The organism is Rhizobium leguminosarum bv. trifolii WSM2297 (genome assembly GCF_000271845.1).
Genome location: NZ_JH719393.1, coordinates 677,932 through 694,542 on the forward strand (window position 1 = coordinate 677,932; position 16,611 = coordinate 694,542).

Genomic DNA, 16,611 nt, shown 5'->3' on the forward strand with positions numbered 1-16,611 from the left:
GCGGCGCCGGGCATCGTGGGTAACGTCACTTGTCGTCGGTCGTCAGTTCCGTCTCGTCGGTATTCAGCACGAAGACCGCAAGCAGGCGAGCCGGCTTTGTCTTGCTGGCATTCTTGCTGACGGCATGATGGTCGCCCGGAAATTCGGGAAAGCTTTCGCCGGCCTTATAGACCTTCTCCGGCCCGTCATTGACCTTGCTGGTGATCGCCCCTTCGAGAACGGTGGCGTAGATGAAAGCCGAGGCCGGGTGCGTATGGCCGGGCGACGAGCCGCCGGGCCCATATTCGACGAGCACCGCCCGCATGCTCTTGCCGGGAACATTGGGAAGCTTCTGGTCGAAAACGACGCGAACCTTGGCGTCGCCGCCTGCAGCCTGAGCCTGAGTGCCGGCGGCAAGGACAATGCCGAGCGCGGCCGCCGAGATCATTTTTCTGAGCATATCTGGTCTCCTGTGTTGATGGGACGTGGTCTCGCCGCTAGCGCGGTTCAGGTTTCACGGAAGCGCAGAACCGCTTTAAGCTTTTGTTTTTACGCAATTCCGGACGGAAAACCGCTTCGCACTTTTCCTGGAATTGCTCTAGGCGCTCTTTTTCTGCGGCGGCTGCCGGCTCAGCCAATCGTCGAAGCGGATCCGGCCGAGCCGCGCCTGCGGCCCCGTTACCAGCGAGTTATCCTCAAGCTCGACGCCGAAATAGCGGGCGTGGGGATCGGCGATCACCTGGCGCGGATCGTTCGTCGCTTTCAGGAGGCGCGTGACGATGTCGGTGAGGCGGATTTTCTCCGGCCCGCCGATCTCGATCGTGCCGTTCACGGGTGCGGCGATCGCCACCTCGGCCATAACGTCGGCGACGTCATCGGAGGCGATTGGCTGCACATAGGCCGGCGAAAGACGCACGGTCTGGCCGACGGTGCCTGACTGCGCGATGCCGGCAATGAATTCGTGAAACTGTGTGGAATGCACGATGGTATAGGGGATGCCAGAAGCCTTGATCAGCTCTTCCTGGGCCATCTTGGCGCGCATATAGCCGCTGCCCTGCAGCCGCTCCATGCCGACGATCGACAGCGCGATGTGATGCTTGACGCCGGCCGCAGTCGCTGCCTTGAGCAGATTGCGGCCCGAGGTCTGGAAGAATTCCAGCACCGCCTTGTCCTCGAAGGAGGGCGAGTTGGCGAGATCGAGCACCACCTCAGCGCCTGTAAGCGCCTCCGTCAGGCCCTTACCGGTGATCGTGTCGACGCCGGAATTCGGCGATGCCGCCAGCACATCGTGTCCCTTGTTGCGCAATCTCTCCACGGTCTTCGAGCCGATCAGGCCGGTGCCGCCGATAATGACGATCTTCATGGGTAGTCTCCTTGTCCTTTACGAGGATTTCCTCTGTTGACCTGAGGTGGCTGCCGAAATCGCTTGCCTCGGCGAGGCAAGCGATTTCATCGGTATGGGGAGGCCCACGCGGGATTTTCCGCGCGGCCTGCCGCAGCCGATGGACAGCAGAATGCGCCGGATCGTGAGCCTGAACCATTCTCCCTCGGTCGCTGTCGTCCTATGCCAAAGCAGTAGGGCGGCTCGCCCTGCGATCGAAGCGTCTTGCGGAATGGAGGGGATTTTGCGTCATCCGGAATCGGCCGAACCGACCCTTACGGCAAGCTGCTGCTTCTTCGCACATGCCGGCCGAGGGGACCGCTGGCCAGCCCCCCAATCAGCCTGCCGGCACTTCTTCCCGTAAAGGGGCCGCTGCGCCGGCTTCCTCCATCTCGACGTTGCGTGTGGCACGTCCGCTCCCCCCGTTTTTACGGGGGTCCGAAGGACGGGTCGAGGCCCGTAGCTCGATCCTGGTCAGGTTAGGGTGAGGGCGGCTTTCGGGTCCGAGCGCAGTGAAAGCGAAGGCGGGCCGTCTTTTCAAGAAAGGTGAACGGCCTCGAACAGCGCCGTCAATCCGATGCCGCCGCCTGTGCCGATCATGGCGAGGCCGGTCGCGGCGGGTGACCAGCTGTCGCCGCGGACCAGTTGACTATATAGCCGGGTAACGAGAATTGCGCCTGATGCCCCGAACGGATGGCCGAGCGCGATGGCGCCGCCCTCGCTGTTGACTGCATCGGCTGAGATATCCAGCTGATCGAGCGAGGCCAGGACCTGGGCGGCGAAAGCCTCGTTGAACTCGATGGCATCGAGGCTGAAAAGCGAGAGCCCGGGTTGACGCTGCATGAGCTTCCTGGTCGAAGCCACCGGGCCGATGCCGAGCAGGTTGGGATCGACACCGGCGGCGGCGCTGTCGATGAAGGCGAGGCCTTTTTCGATGCCGAGGCTTCTGGCCATGCCGCGGCTGATGACGAGCACCAGGCAGGCGCCGTCATTGACAGGACAGGCATTGCCTGCCGTGACCGAACCGTCGGCCAGGAAGACGGGCCGGAGATTTGCCAATGCTTCAATCGATGTCGTAGGGCGCGGGCATTCGTCCCGCTCGACCAGTCCGTGGCCGGTGGCGATTTCGACGATCTCGGGTCGAAACAGGCCCGTCTCGGCGGCCGCGACGGCGAGCCGGTGGCTGCGGAGCGCCAACTCGTCCTGTCTCTGGCGTGTGATGCCGAATTGACGGGCGACGTTTTCGGCGGCAATGCCCATATCGGGATCGCCCACCGTTTCAGGGGAAAACCGGGCGCGGCCATAAAAGCGCGGCAGCGCCCCATTGGCTTTCGGCTGTTCGACGCGCCATGGCGCGGTGCTGACGCTCTCGACGCCGCCGGCAAGGAAACACGCGCCGGCTTTCGCCTGGATCAGGCGGGCAGCCATGATGATCGCTTCCAGGCCGGAACCGCATTGCCGGTCGATGGCGACACCGGGAACCGCCATCGGCAAGCCGGCGGCAAGGGCCGCCAGCCGCCCGATATTGCCGCCGCCGCCGGCGGCATTGCCGACCATGACGTCGTCTATGGCTTCGGGCGCAATGCCCGTTTCGGCGACGATCCGGCGGATGATCGGCGCAAGCAGGTCTTCGGCTGCAACCGTCGAAAGCGATCCGAAGGCCCGGCCGATCGGGGTGCGGTAAGCGGCAACCACGACCGGCTGCCAATCCTCGTCAGGCTGATAGGCGTAGGACAAGACCGTCTCCCGAAATGACCGCCGCTTCCACCTGCCCCCTGGAAATCTTGCCGCTGCTCGTCATCGGCCAGGAGGCGATATGGTAGAATTGCCTGGGGATCTTGAACCTGGCGAGCTGCCGGGCGCAATGGTCGGCCAGCATTTTTGTGTCTGACGCGTCTCCCGAGACGACCGCCACGATCCGCTGGCCATAATACGCATCCGGCAGCCCGAAGACGACGGCGTCCTCGACGCCGGGGCAGGCCTTCAAGGCACTCTCGACTTCGGCGGGATAGACGTTGTTGCCGCCCGATATCATCATACCGCCTGCCCGGCCGATCACCCGCAGCATGCCGTTTTCGTCGAGTTCGCCGAGATCTCCGACTGTCGCACCTGCCTCGCTGACCCGGAACGCCTGGCCGTCGTCGCCCCAGAGATAACCGTCGGCGATCAGATCGCTCCTGACGAAAATGGTGCCAGGCACATCGGTCCCGACGTCGTTTCCGTCAGGATCGCGAATGGAAATCTCGACGCCGGGATAGGCCTGCCCCACCCGATCGATCGGAAAATCGCGCGCGCCGCCGACCAGCGTCGAGACGGTCATGAAGCCGATCTCGGATGCGCCGTAATATTCGCGGATGCGGGCATTCGGAAAAAGGCGGCGCATGGATTCGACGCCGTTCACGTCCAACTTGGCGCCGGCAGTCAGGACGTCGCGCAGGGCAGTCAGCGCCGGTTCGGCGGCTGAGGCCCTTGATATGCCGGCGATGTGCGTCGGCACGGCAACCAGCCGTTCGATCTCTTCGGCGGAGAGAATGCGGGCGACGGCAGCCGGATCCCATTTTCTCACCGAATGGAAGGTGCCGCCCGCATCCAGAGCTTCGACCAGGGCGTAAAGCGCCAGCCCATGCGCCAGGGCGCCCGGGCACATGGTGGACGGGGCGTCTTCGAGTTCGAAAACTGCACGGCCGCGATCGAGGCTCCGGCGCCACTGCTCGCGCGAGCGATAATAGGCTTTCGGCTCGGCGGTGGTGCCTGAGGTAAAGCCGATCAGGAAGATGCCCTCGGCATCATCAGGCAGGTCGCCTTCCGTCTCGGTGAGATCGAAGGGCTCCGCTCCGGCGGTGATGACGGGAACGCCGAGCCTGCGGCCGATCGCGGCGCTTGGGCTCGCATCGTCGTCGACGACAAGCACGTCAGGGGCCAGGCGCTCGATGATGCGCTCGATCCGTTCCGGCGGCATCATCGGGTCGATCACCGCGCAGGCATTCGGCGAGGCGGTGGCGGCGAGAAAATATTCGGCAAAGCCGATATGGTTGCCGAGACTGAGGGCCGCAAGTTTGTCGACGCCGGGCAGATCGAGCCTGCGGCGGTTCGAGCCCGGCAGTTGCCGGAGAAAGCGGTAAAGCGCCTTGGCGCGCCCATTGAGTTCGCCATAGCTCCGGGAACGGCCATCGATCAGCAGGGCCGGCTTATCCGGCCTTTCCGTTGCATGTCGAAGAAGCTGCTTATGGATCGGCATGGAGACCCGCTGGTTTGAAGATCGGCCGTCAGCCTAAAGCGGTCTTTGTGGCGTCGGGAATTGGCGTCGGGCGACTGTCGGCAAGGCCGACGCAGACCCAGACGAACCCTGCCGAGGCGCAATGGGCACCGTCGCGCTGGCGAAACAGTTCGATCGCAAAGGAGAGGCTCGTGCGCCCGATTTTCTCGACGGTCACCTTGGCCTCGACGATATCGTCGACGTCGATGGGGTTGTGAAAAGTGATCTCCGCCTTCTTCACGTGATAGGCAACGCCGGAGGAGGTGTGGCGGAAGTGGCTGAGAATTTGCCGGTGCCGCAGGAACTCGACGACCGCATCCTCGCAATAGTCGAGGTAAACCGAGTTATGGACATGACCATAGATATCGATGTCTCGCATCGAGACCCGGAAGGATGCTAAAGGCCTGTCGTCAACACTCATGCGGTCACCGAAAATTGGTGGGCTGTTCTAACCGCTGTTGTCTGGGGGATGCAATGCAATATCAGGCGGTCGTGAGAAAATTCGGGCCGGCCGAGGAGGTTGTCGAGATCGAGCGGGCCGCGTTGCCGGTGCTGCGCCGCGATCAGGTCCGGGTGCGCCTGCTCGCACGGTCGATCAATCCATCCGACATCATCACCATATCGGGCGCCTATGCCGGCCGCACGACCCTGCCCTTCATCCCCGGCTTCGAAGCTTTTGGCGTGGTCGAGGCGTGCGGAGAAGAGGTTCATGGCCTTTCCCCGGGGACGCGCGTACTGCCGGTGCGCAGCGCCGGCGGATGGCAGGAAGTCAAGGATACCGATCCCAGCTGGTGCCTTCGGGTTCCGGACACACTCTCCGACTTCGAAGCGACGACGAGCTATGTCAACCCGATGACGGCCTGGCTGATGCTGCACAAGAAGATCGGCCTGAAGCCGGGCATGCGCATCGCCATCAATGCCGCTGCCTCGTCGATCGGATCGATATTGATCGGCCTGGCCAATGCCGGCGGCGTTGCGCCGATCGCGATCGTCCGCAGCGAGCAATCCCTTCAGCGCCTGCGCGGCCGGCTCGAAGCCGTCATCGTCGACAAAGCGGACGGTGACCTGGCCGCCGGGCTTGCCGGCCGGCATGGGCTCGACGCGGTGCTCGACTGCGTCGGCGGCGGGCGCGCCTCCATCCTCGCCGATGCGCTCAAACCCGGCGGGCATTTCGTGCATTACGGCCTGCTCTCGGGGCAAAGCATCCCCAATTCCTTCTGGGCCTCCCATCCCGATATTTTCTTTTCCTACTTTCACCTTCGGGAATGGGTTCACTCCGAAGCCGTGGGCGAAGTCCAGCACGCCTATTTTGGAGTGGCCGCGCAGATCGCTTCGAAGGTGATCGCGACCGAGGTGCGGGAGGTCTTTCCCCTGGAAAGGGTCGGTGATGCCCTGCGCTCCGCCCTTCCCTTCCGGGCGGGTGGCAAGGTGCTGCTCGCCTGATCGGGCAAACACTGCGATCAATCGATGCGGGGACGTTCCGATTTCGGCGCCGCCAGCCCGTGTTTGGCAAGCGCCAGCGTCAGGATGCGGGTTTCGAGCAGGTTGAAGATGCGCAGGACGGCCTCGATCGCATCGAAGGGCTTCGTCAGGAAATCTTTGGCGCCGAGCGACAGCGCGCGCCTGCGCGTCGGCAAGGTCGCATCGGCTGTGAGAACCAGGATCGGCAGGTAGCTGTTTTCGGGAATGAGCCGTGCGAAGGTCTCCAGCAAGGCGAAACCGTCGAGATCGGGCATCATCAGGTCGAGGAGAACGAGATCGATCGAATGCTCGCGGAAAAGCCGCAAGGCCTCGCGCGGCTCGGTGGTGCTGATCAGCGCGTTGAAGCCCTCGCGCTTGAGAATGCGCTCCAGCAGCGAAACATTGGCGGGCTCGTCATCGACGATCAGGATTGTCGAGGCTCGCACGGTATCGGTGGAATCTGTCATGGCCAAACTACGTCGAAAACGGTGCTAAGTTCATATCAACCGGTGCGGCCAAATCAAAGACGATGTCTCACGGCGAGCTTTCGACGGCAAGGCCGCGCTCTTCTATCGCCGCAGGCGCGCGCGGCAGATCGACATGGAAGCTAGCCCCACCGTCCGGCCGGTTGCTGAAGCCAAGCGTTCCGCCCAGCTGGTGCCTTGGGCCGGGGCCTGCAGCCACACCCCTTCCCCGCCGCCCAACCAGCTGGTTCGTGTCGTTCCGGAAAAACCCCTGCACCTCGGAAGAATGTACGAGACCGTCACCGTGACGGGCACCCTGCGGCCCGGCCTGGATCAGGCGCAATTCTTCATGATCGACGGCGTTCGCGTCCTTACCTACGGCTACAGCATGAGCCATGCCGAGGTAGCGAAAGCGACGGCGACGGATGATCCCGATCTGCTGACGCTCTCGCCTTTCGGGATTCTGCCTCGTTAGTGGGAGCGCGAAGACGGCTTCTTACGCGCGCCGCCAGTCGCGTATATATAGAAACATATACAGAGGCTGCGGAGGGCTTTCTATGCCGCGATATGCGCGTGTGTTTCAATCCGGCAATTCGCAGGCCGTCCGGCTGCCAAAGGACTTTCGCTTTGACGTGGACCAGGTGGAGGTGACGCGGGAGGGCGATGCCGTCATTCTCAGGCCTCGGACCTATCATGGCAGGCGGTGGGCGTCATTGCGGATCGCTCTCGAACGCGGCCTCAGTGACGATTTCATGGCGCAAGGGCGAGAGCAACCCGGGGATCAGGAGAGGCCCTGAAAGGCGAGGTGGATGCGCTGTTGACCGTCATGCCCCTGCGGTTGCGCACCTTAGGATGGCGACGGATAGGGCGTGCCGTGTGATACCCCTCTGTCCTGCCGGACATCTCCCCCACAGGTGGGGAGATCGGCAAGCGGTTGGATCATCCGTCCCTCTCTGCCGCATCGAAATAAATACGCGGTAGTTGTTTGGGGAAGCCATCGCGCCCGGCCAATCTCCACCCTTGTGGGGGAGATGCCCGGCAGGGCAGAGGGGGGTGCCACAGGCACGCCGGTAATGGTCGCGCCGTAGGATGCCGCCCAAGCTCTGGGCACCCTTCCCATTCGAAGGCACCTAAAAAGAAAAAGCCCGGGCGCAGCTGAAACTGCGCCCGGGCCAAAATTGCTGCCGATCAGACGAGGTCGAAGCGGTCGGCGTTCATGACCTTGTTCCAGGCGGCGACGAAGTCCCTGACGAACTTCTCCTTGGCGTCGGCCTGGCCGTAGACTTCGGCAAAGGCGCGCAGCTGCGAGTGCGAGCCGAAGATCAGGTCGACGCGCGTGCCGGTCCATTTGGCAGCGCCCGTCTTGCGGTCGCGGCCTTCATAGACGCCGTCCTTGCCGGCAGCAGGAACCCACTGGGTAGCCATGTCGAGCAGGTTGACGAAGAAGTCGTTCGTCAGCGTCTCGGGACGCGAGGTGAAGACGCCATGCTCCGGCTGGCCGGCCTTCAGCACGCGCAGGCCGCCGACCAGAACGGTCATTTCGGGACCGGTTAGCGTCAGCAGCTGGGCGCGGTCGACGAGGGCTTCTTCCGGCTTCATGAACTGCAGGCGCTTGCCGTTCACATAGTTGCGGAACCCGTCGATGCGCGGCTCGAGCGCGGCGAAGGAATGCGCGTCGGTCTGGGCTTCGGAAGCATCCGCACGGCCCGGCGTAAACGGCACGCTGACGGACTGGCCGCCGGCCGCTGCCGCCTTCTCGACGCCGGCTGCACCTGCAAGCACGATCAGGTCGGCGAGCGAGATCTTCTTGCCGCCGGTCTGGGCGGCGTTGAAGTCCTTCTGGATGCCTTCGAGAACGCCAAGCACCTTGGCGAGCTGGGCGGGCTGATTGGCGTCCCAATCCTTCTGCGGAGCCAGGCGGATGCGCGCGCCGTTGGCGCCGCCGCGTTTATCGGAGCCGCGGAAGGTCGAGGCCGAGGCCCAGGCGGTCGAAACCAGTTCCTGCACGGTGAGGCCGGTGGCAAGAACCTTTGCCTTGATGTCCGCAATGTCCTTGTCGTCGACGAGGGGATGGTCGACGGCTGGGATCACGTCCTGCCAGATCAGGTCTTCTGCCGGCACTTCCGGGCCGAGGTAGCGCACCTTCGGGCCCATGTCGCGGTGGGTCAGCTTGAACCAGGCGCGAGCGAAGGCGTCGGCGAACTGATCGGGATTTTCGAGGAAGCGGCGCGAGATTTTCTCGTAGACCGGGTCGAAACGCAGGGCCAGGTCGCTGGTCAGCATGGTCGGCAGATGCTTCTTGCCGGCATCATAAGCATCCGGAATGGAGGCTTCGGCGTTCTTGGCTTGCCACTGCTTGGCACCGGCCGGGCTCGTCGTCAGTTCCCATTCGAAAGCGAAAAGGTTTTCGAAGAAGTAGTTGCTCCACTTGGTCGGCGTCTGCGACCAGGTGACTTCGAGGCCGGCGGTGATCGCATCCTTGCCGACGCCGGTGCCGAACGAGCTCTTCCAGCCGAGGCCCTGGTCCTCGATCGCGCCGCCTTCTGGCTCGGCGCCGATCAGGGAGGGGTCGCCGGCGCCGTGCGTCTTGCCGAAGGTGTGGCCGCCGGCGATCAGCGCCACGGTCTCTTCGTCGTTCATCGCCATGCGGGCGAAGGTTTCGCGGATGTCACGGGCGGAGGCGATCGGATCGGCATTGCCGCCCGGACCTTCCGGATTGACGTAGATAAGGCCCATCTGCACGGCGCCGAGCGGTTCTGCCAGCTGGCGTTCGCCGCTATAGCGCTCGTCGCCGAGCCAGGTGCCTTCAGGGCCCCAGTAGAGTTCTTCCGGCTCCCAGACGTCGGCGCGGCCGCCGGCGAAGCCGAAGGTCTTGAAGCCCATGGATTCGAGCGCAACGTTGCCGGTGAGGATCAGGAGGTCGGCCCAGGAGATGCGGTTGCCGTATTTCTGCTTGATCGGCCACAGCAGGCGGCGGGCCTTGTCGAGGTTGGCATTGTCAGGCCAGCTGTTCAGCGGCGCAAAACGCTGCTGGCCCTGACCGGCGCCGCCGCGGCCGTCGGTGATGCGGTATGTGCCGGCGCTATGCCAGGCCATGCGGATGAACAGGCCGCCGTAGTGACCGAAATCGGCCGGCCACCAATCCTGCGAATCCGTCATCAGCGCGTGAAGATCCTGCTTCAGCGCGTCAAGATCGAGCTTCTTGAACTCCTCGGCATAATCGAAGGCCTGGCCGAGCGGATCGGCGCGGCCGGAATTGTGATGAAGAATCTGCAGGTTCAGCTGGTCCGGCCACCAGTCGCGGTTGGCTCGGGCGCGTGGCGTATTGCCATGTGCGACAGGACATTTGCCTGCGCTGTCAGTGGGGTTGTCCATGATCGTCTCCTTCATTGCTTGGTCTTCTGCCTGTCAAAAGATGAGCCGAGCTGGCGCCCCACTCTCTCCCCTGCAGCCTTCATATCGGAAGCATGTAATAATTTTAAGTTGGATTTACTGATCGCTGCGATAAGCTGAGGTTATGAAAAACCTTACCTTGAAACAGCTACGTTATTTTGAAGCCTTGGCAAGGGATGGCCGCTTTCGCCGTGCCGCCGATGCCTGCGCCATCTCCCAGCCGGCGCTCTCCATGCAGATCAAAGAACTCGAGCAGGAATTGGGCAGCGGGCTCTTTGAGCGCAGCGCGCGCGAGGTGAAGCTCACCCCCTTCGGCCAGAGCTTCGCTCTGAGGGTCCGAGACATCCTGCGGGCGGTGGACGAGCTGGGGGAATTTGCCCGTGCCTCCCGCGATTCCTTCCTCACGCGCCTGCGCATCGGCATCATCCCGACGATCGCGCCCTATCTGCTGCCGGCGATTATAAACGATCTCAACAAAAGCTTCGCCGGAATTCAGATCGAGGTGCGCGAGACGCAGACGGCAAAGCTGGTTCAGGAGCTGGCGCAAGGCCAGCTGGATACCGCAATCGTCGCACTGCCCGTATCGGAGCCATCGCTGACCGAGCTCGAACTCTTCAGGGAGGAGTTCGTGCTAGTGCGGCGGCCCGAAGACGAGGGCAAGCCGGTACCCGAGCGCGAGGCGCTGCGCGAAATGCGGTTGCTGCTGCTGGAAGAAGGTCACTGCTTCCGCGATCAGGCGCTGTCGTTCTGCAAGATCGGACCGGCCCGCCCGCGGGAAGTGATGGAAGGCAGCTCGCTCTCCACCTTGGTCCAGATGGTCAGCGCCGGCATCGGCATCACCTTGATTCCGGAGATGGCCGTCCCTCTGGAAACGCGTTCGGCGCATGTTGCGATCTCGCGCTTCCACTCTCCGCAGCCGTCTCGGACAATTGGCATGATCTGGCGCAATTCGACACCCATGGCCAAACAGTTGCTGCAGGTTTCCGAGGCGGTGCGCCGGTCGGCCGATTTCATGCACGAACGACAGCTCGAACGGTAATGGCGCTGATGTCGTCCTGCTTCAGGATCGCCGCTTGAACGTATGCTCCGCTGCTGGAAACTGCCGTGACCGGACTTCGCCGGCGTAGGCGGCGGCCGCCGCCGTGATCCTCTTGCCGAGTTCGTCGTAGCGCTTGACGAAACGCGGGGTGAAATCGTTGAAGAGCCCGAGAATATCATCGGAAACCAGAACCTGACCATCGCAGGCTGAAGAGGCGCCGATCCCGATGGAGGGTATGTGAATGGCTGACGTCACCTCCCGGGCGAGCGGTTCCACCGTGCCCTCGACGACGACGGCAAAGGCACCCGAGCCGCCGATGGCGTGCGCGTCACGCCGGATCTTCGACGTCTCGTGTTCGCTATGCCCAACGGAGCGATAGCCGCCTGCGGTTTGGACCTGCTGCGGCATCAGGCCGATATGCCCCATCACCGGGATTCCCCGCTTCGTCAGGAAGGCGATGGTTTCGGCCATCTCCTCGCCACCTTCCAGCTTGACGGCATCGCAGCCGGTCTCCTGGAGGATGCGCACCGCATTGCGGAAGGCGACCTCTTTCGATTCCTGATAACTGCCAAACGGCATGTCGACGACGACGCAGGCTTTGGCGACGCCGCGCATCACCGCCTTGCCGTGGGCAATCATCATGTCGAGCGTGACGCCAATGGTCGTTTCCATGCCGTAGAGCACCATGCCGAGCGAATCCCCGACCAGCAGAAGGTCGCAATGTTCATCGAGGAGGCGCGCCATCGGCGTCGTATAGGCGGTCAGGCAGACGATCGGTTTGCCGCCTTTCATGGCTGAGATGCGGGTCGGCGTCAGGCGCTTTTGAAATCCGGTGGCGCTCATTTCGTCACTCCCCTTTCCTGCTGGCTCTTTCCCGGCTGGCCCTTCCCACCGATAAGCCCGGCAAGCCGGTTGCTGCGGACGACTCGATTGTCGAGGAGCCGCGTCGTGCCGAACCGAACGAAGAGCGCCACGAGGACAGGCTCTTCGATCGAGCTCACCGGCTCAAGCGTCAAAGCGTCTCTGACGGCGACGACTTCGGGCTCTGCCAGCGGCTCGCGACCGAGAAATCCGGTGAGCTTTGCTTCCAATTCCCTGGGATCCGTCAGGCCATTGGCAATCAGGCGCTCGGCCTCGTCGAGGGTCTGCGGGACGATCACCGCGGCGCGCCGCTCCTCGGGACTGAGATAGACGTTGCGCGACGACAAGGCGAGGCCGTCACCGTCCCTGACCGTCGGCACCGAGATCACCCGCACCGGCACGGCGAGATCTTCCACCATTCGCTTGATGATGACGACCTGCTGATAGTCCTTCTGGCCGAAATAGGCGGTCTGCGGCTGCACGATGTTGAGGAGCTTGCAGACGACGGTGGCGACGCCGGCGAAATGCCCGGGCCTGACTGCGCCTTCGAGCTCGCGGCCGAGATCGGGAACATCGACGACGGTCTGCATCGGGCGCGGATACATGTCTTCGACATCGGGCGCGAAAAGGAAATTGACCCCGGCCTGCTTGAGCATGGCTGAATCACGTTCGAGATCGCGCGGATATTTGCTGAGGTCTTCGCCCGGGCCGAACTGCAGCGGATTGACGAAAATCGAGACGACGACGAGATCGTTCTCGGCCCGGGCGCGCGATACGAGCTGCATATGACCGGGATGGAGATAGCCCATCGTCGGCACCAGGCCGACGGTGCGCCCCTGGCGCTTCAGCGCATCGAGCGTGTGGCGCAGCTCGTCAATGCTCGAGAAAACCCGCATATATCCTCCCCGCGGCCGGTCACTCATCTTGGGCGCGGATAAGAAGTGTAATCGATGCTGGAGGTCAATGCACATTCGGCGCACATTCGGCGATAAAAACGATTAGATGGAATGGCAGGCCGATAAGGCAGCCTATATCTGCGCGGAAATGGCGTCTTGCGGCAGGAGTGGCAATGTGCGAACTGCACGGATATTGGCCCTGTCCGTCAATATACCATCACAGTCGGTCGCTATGGAGGATGCATGGACAAACCCTGGAAGATCAGCCGCGGGCCGATTGCGGCAGCCGACCTCGACGTGGAGAAGGCAAACGCGATCAACATGCTGTTGATCCGGCCGGTCGGCGTGCTGCCCGCCAAGCCGGGAGATCCGATCCTCCCCTTTGCCGTTGGCCTCTTCAACGAGCTGCGCCCGCTCCTGAAGCCCGATTCCGGCGTGACGACACTGAGGCGCGCGACGGCTGCCTATGTCCATTGCCGGCGATATTATTTCGCCAGCGCCCAGTCCGATTCCATGCGTCATGACCTGGACGGCGAACCGGTGGAACCACTGTCCCCAGAAGATCGGCTGGTCGCGCAAAAACGCTTTCTGAGCCTTAAGCGGAATGCGGGCAAGGCCGAGGCGCCGGCTCCCGCTCCCCCTCCCCCGCTGAGCAAGAACGAACAGATTCGCGCAGCCCTTCTCAGCAGGAAGAACTCGTCAGTCCAAGCGGGATAAGTTGGGTTTGCCCATATCCGCCTTCCTAGACGTCGTTTATGCATTCTTCGGCAAGACGGAGAGATTGGTTCGCCATAAATATTTGTGGGTTCGGGCTTGGCTCTTGCATCATCTGCAATGTCGATAGACCTGGTAATCTACAACAAAATCGCGGCGAGGAGAAACGCAGCATGACGAAAACGACCTTGACGATTGCCGACCTGCATGGGCGGGTCGAAGCCATCTTCCGCAAGGCCGGCCTCAATGCCGTGCAGGCCGGGGCGCTTGCCCGCGTGATCGTCGCCGGTGAGCGCGACGCCTGCAAATCGCATGGGATCTACCGCATCGAGGGCGCGCTGCGCACCGTCAAATCAGGCAAGGTGAAGCCGGACGTGGTGCCGGAACTGGACCTCAACGAAGGGTCCGCCATCGTCAAGGTCAATGCCAAGGGGGGCTTTGCCAATGCGGCCTTCGAACTCGGCGTGCCGGCGCTGGCCGAACGCACACGCAGGCTCGGCATTGCCGCCCTCGTCATCAATGATTGCAGCCATTTCTCTGCGCTCTGGCCGGAAGTAGAGGCGGTGACCAGGGAGGGTCTTGCCGGTCTCGTTATGTGCCCCAGTTATGCGACCGTCGCGCCCGCCGGCGGCAACAAACCGCTGCTCGGCACCAACCCTTTCGCCTTCGGCTGGCCGCGCAAGGACATGTCGCCATACGTATTCGATTTTGCGACCTCGGTTGCCGCCCGCGGAGAAATCGAGCTGCACCGCCGCGCCGGCAAGCAGCTTCCCGAGGGCTGGGCGATCGATGCCGACGGCAATCCGACGACCGATCCGGCAGCCGCCCTTGCCGGCGCCATGCTGCCCTTCGGTGGGCACAAGGGATCGGCCATCGGCACGATGATCGAGCTTCTCGCCGGCATCATGATTGGTGATTTCACCAGCCCTGAAGTGCTCGACTATCTCGGCACGACGACACTCGCCCCTTTCCATGGTGAACTCATCATCGCCATGTCGCCGCAAGCTTTCGCCGCCGGCCGGCCTGGGGATCCCTTCGCCCGCGCCGAGCTGCTTTTCGAGGCGATCGTCGGGAGCGGTGCCCGCCTTCCTTCGCAGCGCCGCTTCGCCGCCCGCCAGAAATCCGAGACGGAAGGCGTCCCGCTGACGGCCGCCGAGTTGGAGCTGCTTGACCGGCTTTTCGAAAAAGGTCTCGAAGCGGTCTCCTGAGACCTCTTCTCTTTCACTGGTTTACAAAAGAAAAGGCCCTCCGCGAGGAGGGCCTTCTGTTTGAGGGGATCGCGAATTATCCCTTGTACTTCTGCACGGCGCCCGGCAGCTTGCTCCACTCGGCGTACCAGGTGTCGAACAGCTTCAGCTGAGCTTCGACATAACCGCCCTGGCTTTCGGAGAGCACGTCCGTCTCGTTGAAATGCAGCGTGTATTCCGTGTCGCCCTTCAGCACCATCATATGCTTGAAGTAAAGGACGAGGTCTGGGCCTTCGTCGAAGGAGGAGAGCACGGCAAGCGCCGATTCCAGTTCCAGCGCGCGCTGGCGGGCATCCGGGTCACCGGCGGCCGCAGCCTGGGCGAGGTTGCACATGTGGATGACTTCCTTCGGCAGCACGCAGCCGATGCCGGTGATCGCGCCGACGGCGCCGCAGTTGACGAAGCCGTGGAAGACGCAGGTATCGACGCCGATCATCAGCGAGACGTCATCGTCGCGGCTGGTGATGTTTTCGGCCGCGTAGCGCATGTCGGCCGCACCGCCGAATTCCTTGAAGCCGACGAGGTTCTTGTGGTCCTGGCGCAACGCGAAGAACAGCTCGGCGCGGGTGGCAAAGCCGTAATAGGGGCTGTTGTAGATGACGGCCGGCAGGTTCGGAGCGGCCGAAAGGATCGCCTTGAAGTGGTTCTTCTGGGCGGCGACGACCGTGCCGCGCGACAGGACGCGCGGTATCACCATCAGGCCCTGGGCGCCCACCTTCTGGGCGTGCGCAGCATGCGCAACAGCCGAAGCGGTATTGACGGCGCCCGTGCCGACGATCACCGGAATGCCGGCCTTTACCAGACGCTCAACGCCCTGCATGCGCTGTTCGTCGGTCAGCAGCGGCCAGTCACCCATCGAGCCGCAATAGACGACGGCGGACATGCCCTTTTCGATCAGCTCCTTTCCCTTGCGAACCAGCGCGTCGAAATCAGGCGTGCGGTCGTCCTTGCAGGGCGTCATCAAAGCAGGAATGACGCCGGAAAAAATTGTGGCCTTCATGTCGATCTCCTCCGCGGTTCGGGTGGGACGGTCGACCGACAAAGGCCGCCGATCCGTTCGATGGTCGGGATAGCATCTTGTGTTCTATTTGTCGACAAGAAAAATACAAGGCCCCTTATAGCGCTATGTCGAGCTTGCCGTTGCGACTGAAAAGCTTCTGCACCTGGGCGACAATCTGTTCGGCGTGCACCTTGCCCAGCCGATCGGCCTCCTCGACATCCCGCGCCTCGATCGCGGCAATAATCTCGGCATGTTCATCGACGAACTGCTGGGGAAAATGTTCGTCGTAGGACTGGTAATAAAGGCGGAGGATCCGACGGCCTTCATCGAGCAGCCGGCGAAAAAGCCCGGTGAAATAAGGATTGCGCCCGGCCTCGGCGATGGCGGCGTGGAAGGCGGCGTTGGTCGCAATCATCGCCAGCGTGTCGCGGGCTTCGATTGCCGCCGAATAGTCCTCGTGGAAACGACGGATAGAGGGCAGGTCCTCGAGACGATGGTTCTGTGCCGCCAACCGCGTCGTTACCCGATACATGAGAACGAGTGCGTCGAAGAATGTGCTGAGATTGAGAAAATCGATGTTCGACACCATGGTCGAGCGGTTCGGCAGCGTTTCTATCAGCCCGTCACCAGCCAGGCGGACCAGCGCTTCGCGGATCGGCGTCCGCGACATCTTGAACCGCTCCGCCAATTGCACCTCGTCGATCGGGCTGCCGGGGGCGAGTTTCAGGTCGAGTATCTCATCGCGCAGCAGGTCGTAGACCATTTTCACGCCCGAACCGCGCTTGCGTTCGGGAAAAGAGCCAGGGTCGATGTCAGGCATAAAAACTCCTCTTGTCGACACGACAAATACAATGAGTTTCAAGCCGCATCAAACCTTCAAGTTCGGTTGCGGGAAGATGTCAGGCATCCTCGGTAAGCGC

16 protein-coding genes and 1 pseudogene are annotated in these 16,611 nt (G+C 62.8%); 6 read left to right on the forward strand and 11 right to left on the reverse strand.

Features of this window, described 5'->3' with window-relative positions:
* Positions 1 to 25 precede the first annotated feature (25 nt).
* The 5 genes from RLEG4DRAFT_RS06955 to RLEG4DRAFT_RS06975 form a co-directional block, all read right to left on the reverse strand.
* Positions 26 to 439 carry a cupin domain-containing protein gene (locus RLEG4DRAFT_RS06955; RefSeq protein WP_003576392.1) on the reverse strand — a complete coding sequence of 138 codons (414 nt, stop codon included), beginning with the start codon at positions 437 to 439 and terminating at the stop codon, positions 26 to 28.
* A gap of 138 nt (positions 440 to 577) precedes the next feature.
* A complete protein-coding gene (locus RLEG4DRAFT_RS06960; RefSeq protein WP_003576395.1) occupies positions 578 to 1,342 on the reverse strand; it encodes an SDR family oxidoreductase in 765 nt (254 codons plus the stop codon).
* A gap of 555 nt (positions 1,343 to 1,897) precedes the next feature.
* Entirely contained in the window at positions 1,898 to 3,097 is a 1,200-nt protein-coding gene (locus tag RLEG4DRAFT_RS06965; protein ID WP_003576397.1) for a thiolase family protein, read from the reverse strand.
* Positions 3,075 to 4,598, reverse strand: coding sequence for a class I adenylate-forming enzyme family protein (locus RLEG4DRAFT_RS06970; RefSeq protein ID WP_003576399.1), 1,524 nt, complete (start codon positions 4,596 to 4,598; stop codon positions 3,075 to 3,077). The genes RLEG4DRAFT_RS06965 and RLEG4DRAFT_RS06970 overlap by 23 nt, the downstream gene beginning before the upstream one ends.
* A gap of 28 nt (positions 4,599 to 4,626) precedes the next feature.
* On the reverse strand, positions 4,627 to 5,037 hold the full coding sequence (locus RLEG4DRAFT_RS06975; RefSeq protein ID WP_003576401.1) for an acyl-CoA thioesterase: 411 nt from the start codon (positions 5,035 to 5,037) through the stop codon (positions 4,627 to 4,629).
* 53 nt (positions 5,038 to 5,090) lie between these two features.
* On the opposite strand from RLEG4DRAFT_RS06975, the gene RLEG4DRAFT_RS06980 reads away from it, so the two are divergent.
* A complete protein-coding gene (locus tag RLEG4DRAFT_RS06980; protein ID WP_003576403.1) occupies positions 5,091 to 6,059 on the forward strand; it encodes a zinc-dependent alcohol dehydrogenase family protein in 969 nt (322 codons plus the stop codon).
* A gap of 17 nt (positions 6,060 to 6,076) precedes the next feature.
* On the opposite strand, the gene RLEG4DRAFT_RS06985 is transcribed toward RLEG4DRAFT_RS06980, so the two are convergent.
* Positions 6,077 to 6,544, reverse strand: coding sequence for a response regulator (locus tag RLEG4DRAFT_RS06985; RefSeq protein ID WP_003576404.1), 468 nt, complete (start codon positions 6,542 to 6,544; stop codon positions 6,077 to 6,079).
* A gap of 187 nt (positions 6,545 to 6,731) precedes the next feature.
* Between RLEG4DRAFT_RS06985 and RLEG4DRAFT_RS06990 the strand changes: the two are divergent.
* Positions 6,732 to 7,016, forward strand: a pseudogene (locus tag RLEG4DRAFT_RS06990) (DUF3299 domain-containing protein); the annotation flags it as partial.
* 82 nt (positions 7,017 to 7,098) lie between these two features.
* Positions 7,099 to 7,338, forward strand: a complete 240-nt coding sequence (locus RLEG4DRAFT_RS06995; protein WP_003576406.1) for an AbrB/MazE/SpoVT family DNA-binding domain-containing protein — start codon at positions 7,099 to 7,101, stop codon at positions 7,336 to 7,338.
* Positions 7,339 to 7,729: 391 nt separating this feature from the next.
* Here RLEG4DRAFT_RS06995 and katG read toward each other — a convergent pair whose 3' ends face one another.
* The gene (gene katG, locus RLEG4DRAFT_RS07000) at positions 7,730 to 9,916 is read right to left on the reverse strand and encodes a catalase/peroxidase HPI (RefSeq protein WP_003576408.1); all 2,187 of its coding nucleotides are present in this window, start codon (positions 9,914 to 9,916) and stop codon (positions 7,730 to 7,732) included.
* A 142-nt stretch (positions 9,917 to 10,058) separates the two neighbouring features.
* Between katG and RLEG4DRAFT_RS07005 the strand changes: the two genes are divergently transcribed.
* The gene (locus tag RLEG4DRAFT_RS07005; protein WP_003576409.1) at positions 10,059 to 10,973 is read left to right on the forward strand and encodes a hydrogen peroxide-inducible genes activator; all 915 of its coding nucleotides are present in this window, start codon (positions 10,059 to 10,061) and stop codon (positions 10,971 to 10,973) included.
* A 21-nt stretch (positions 10,974 to 10,994) separates the two neighbouring features.
* Here the strand turns inward: RLEG4DRAFT_RS07005 and panB are convergent, their stop codons facing one another.
* Both panB and panC read right to left on the reverse strand, forming a co-directional pair.
* Complete coding sequence (gene panB / locus RLEG4DRAFT_RS07010) at positions 10,995 to 11,816, reverse strand: 3-methyl-2-oxobutanoate hydroxymethyltransferase (protein WP_003576411.1); 822 nt, start codon at positions 11,814 to 11,816, stop codon at positions 10,995 to 10,997.
* Positions 11,813 to 12,730 carry a pantoate--beta-alanine ligase gene (gene panC, locus RLEG4DRAFT_RS07015; RefSeq protein WP_003576412.1) on the reverse strand — a complete coding sequence of 306 codons (918 nt, stop codon included), beginning with the start codon at positions 12,728 to 12,730 and terminating at the stop codon, positions 11,813 to 11,815. The genes panB and panC overlap by 4 nt, the downstream gene beginning before the upstream one ends.
* Positions 12,731 to 12,973: 243 nt before the next feature.
* Here panC and RLEG4DRAFT_RS07020 point away from each other — a divergent pair, with 243 nt between their 5' ends.
* Complete coding sequence (locus RLEG4DRAFT_RS07020) at positions 12,974 to 13,447, forward strand: ProQ/FINO family protein (protein ID WP_003576413.1); 474 nt, start codon at positions 12,974 to 12,976, stop codon at positions 13,445 to 13,447.
* A gap of 170 nt (positions 13,448 to 13,617) precedes the next feature.
* A complete protein-coding gene (locus RLEG4DRAFT_RS07025) occupies positions 13,618 to 14,652 on the forward strand; it encodes an Ldh family oxidoreductase (RefSeq protein ID WP_003576414.1) in 1,035 nt (344 codons plus the stop codon).
* A gap of 76 nt (positions 14,653 to 14,728) precedes the next feature.
* Here the strand turns inward: RLEG4DRAFT_RS07025 and RLEG4DRAFT_RS07030 are convergent, their stop codons facing one another.
* Complete coding sequence (locus RLEG4DRAFT_RS07030) at positions 14,729 to 15,691, reverse strand: dihydrodipicolinate synthase family protein (protein ID WP_003576415.1); 963 nt, start codon at positions 15,689 to 15,691, stop codon at positions 14,729 to 14,731.
* 115 nt (positions 15,692 to 15,806) lie between these two features.
* Positions 15,807 to 16,511, reverse strand: coding sequence for a GntR family transcriptional regulator (locus RLEG4DRAFT_RS07035; protein ID WP_003576416.1), 705 nt, complete (start codon positions 16,509 to 16,511; stop codon positions 15,807 to 15,809).
* Positions 16,512 to 16,611 lie beyond the last annotated feature (100 nt).

Excerpts from the sequence above, each read along its gene's own strand:
- RLEG4DRAFT_RS06955 (WP_003576392.1), bottom strand. The coding sequence starts at position 439 with ATGCTCAGAAAAATGATCTCGGCGGCCGCGCTCGGCATTGTCCTTGCC.
- RLEG4DRAFT_RS06960 (WP_003576395.1), bottom strand. The coding sequence starts at position 1,342 with ATGAAGATCGTCATTATCGGCGGCACCGGCCTGATCGGCTCGAAGACC.
- RLEG4DRAFT_RS06970 (WP_003576399.1), bottom strand. The coding sequence starts at position 4,598 with ATGCCGATCCATAAGCAGCTTCTTCGACATGCAACGGAAAGGCCGGAT.
- RLEG4DRAFT_RS06975 (WP_003576401.1), bottom strand. The coding sequence starts at position 5,037 with ATGAGTGTTGACGACAGGCCTTTAGCATCCTTCCGGGTCTCGATGCGA.
- RLEG4DRAFT_RS06980 (WP_003576403.1), top strand. The coding sequence starts at position 5,091 with ATGCAATATCAGGCGGTCGTGAGAAAATTCGGGCCGGCCGAGGAGGTT.
- RLEG4DRAFT_RS06985 (WP_003576404.1), bottom strand. The coding sequence starts at position 6,544 with ATGACAGATTCCACCGATACCGTGCGAGCCTCGACAATCCTGATCGTC.
- RLEG4DRAFT_RS06995 (WP_003576406.1), top strand. The coding sequence starts at position 7,099 with ATGCCGCGATATGCGCGTGTGTTTCAATCCGGCAATTCGCAGGCCGTC.
- katG (WP_003576408.1), bottom strand. The coding sequence starts at position 9,916 with ATGGACAACCCCACTGACAGCGCAGGCAAATGTCCTGTCGCACATGGC.
- RLEG4DRAFT_RS07005 (WP_003576409.1), top strand. The coding sequence starts at position 10,059 with ATGAAAAACCTTACCTTGAAACAGCTACGTTATTTTGAAGCCTTGGCA.
- panB (WP_003576411.1), bottom strand. The coding sequence starts at position 11,816 with ATGAGCGCCACCGGATTTCAAAAGCGCCTGACGCCGACCCGCATCTCA.
- panC (WP_003576412.1), bottom strand. The coding sequence starts at position 12,730 with ATGCGGGTTTTCTCGAGCATTGACGAGCTGCGCCACACGCTCGATGCG.
- RLEG4DRAFT_RS07020 (WP_003576413.1), top strand. The coding sequence starts at position 12,974 with ATGGACAAACCCTGGAAGATCAGCCGCGGGCCGATTGCGGCAGCCGAC.
- RLEG4DRAFT_RS07025 (WP_003576414.1), top strand. The coding sequence starts at position 13,618 with ATGACGAAAACGACCTTGACGATTGCCGACCTGCATGGGCGGGTCGAA.
- RLEG4DRAFT_RS07030 (WP_003576415.1), bottom strand. The coding sequence starts at position 15,691 with ATGAAGGCCACAATTTTTTCCGGCGTCATTCCTGCTTTGATGACGCCC.
- RLEG4DRAFT_RS07035 (WP_003576416.1), bottom strand. The coding sequence starts at position 16,511 with ATGCCTGACATCGACCCTGGCTCTTTTCCCGAACGCAAGCGCGGTTCG.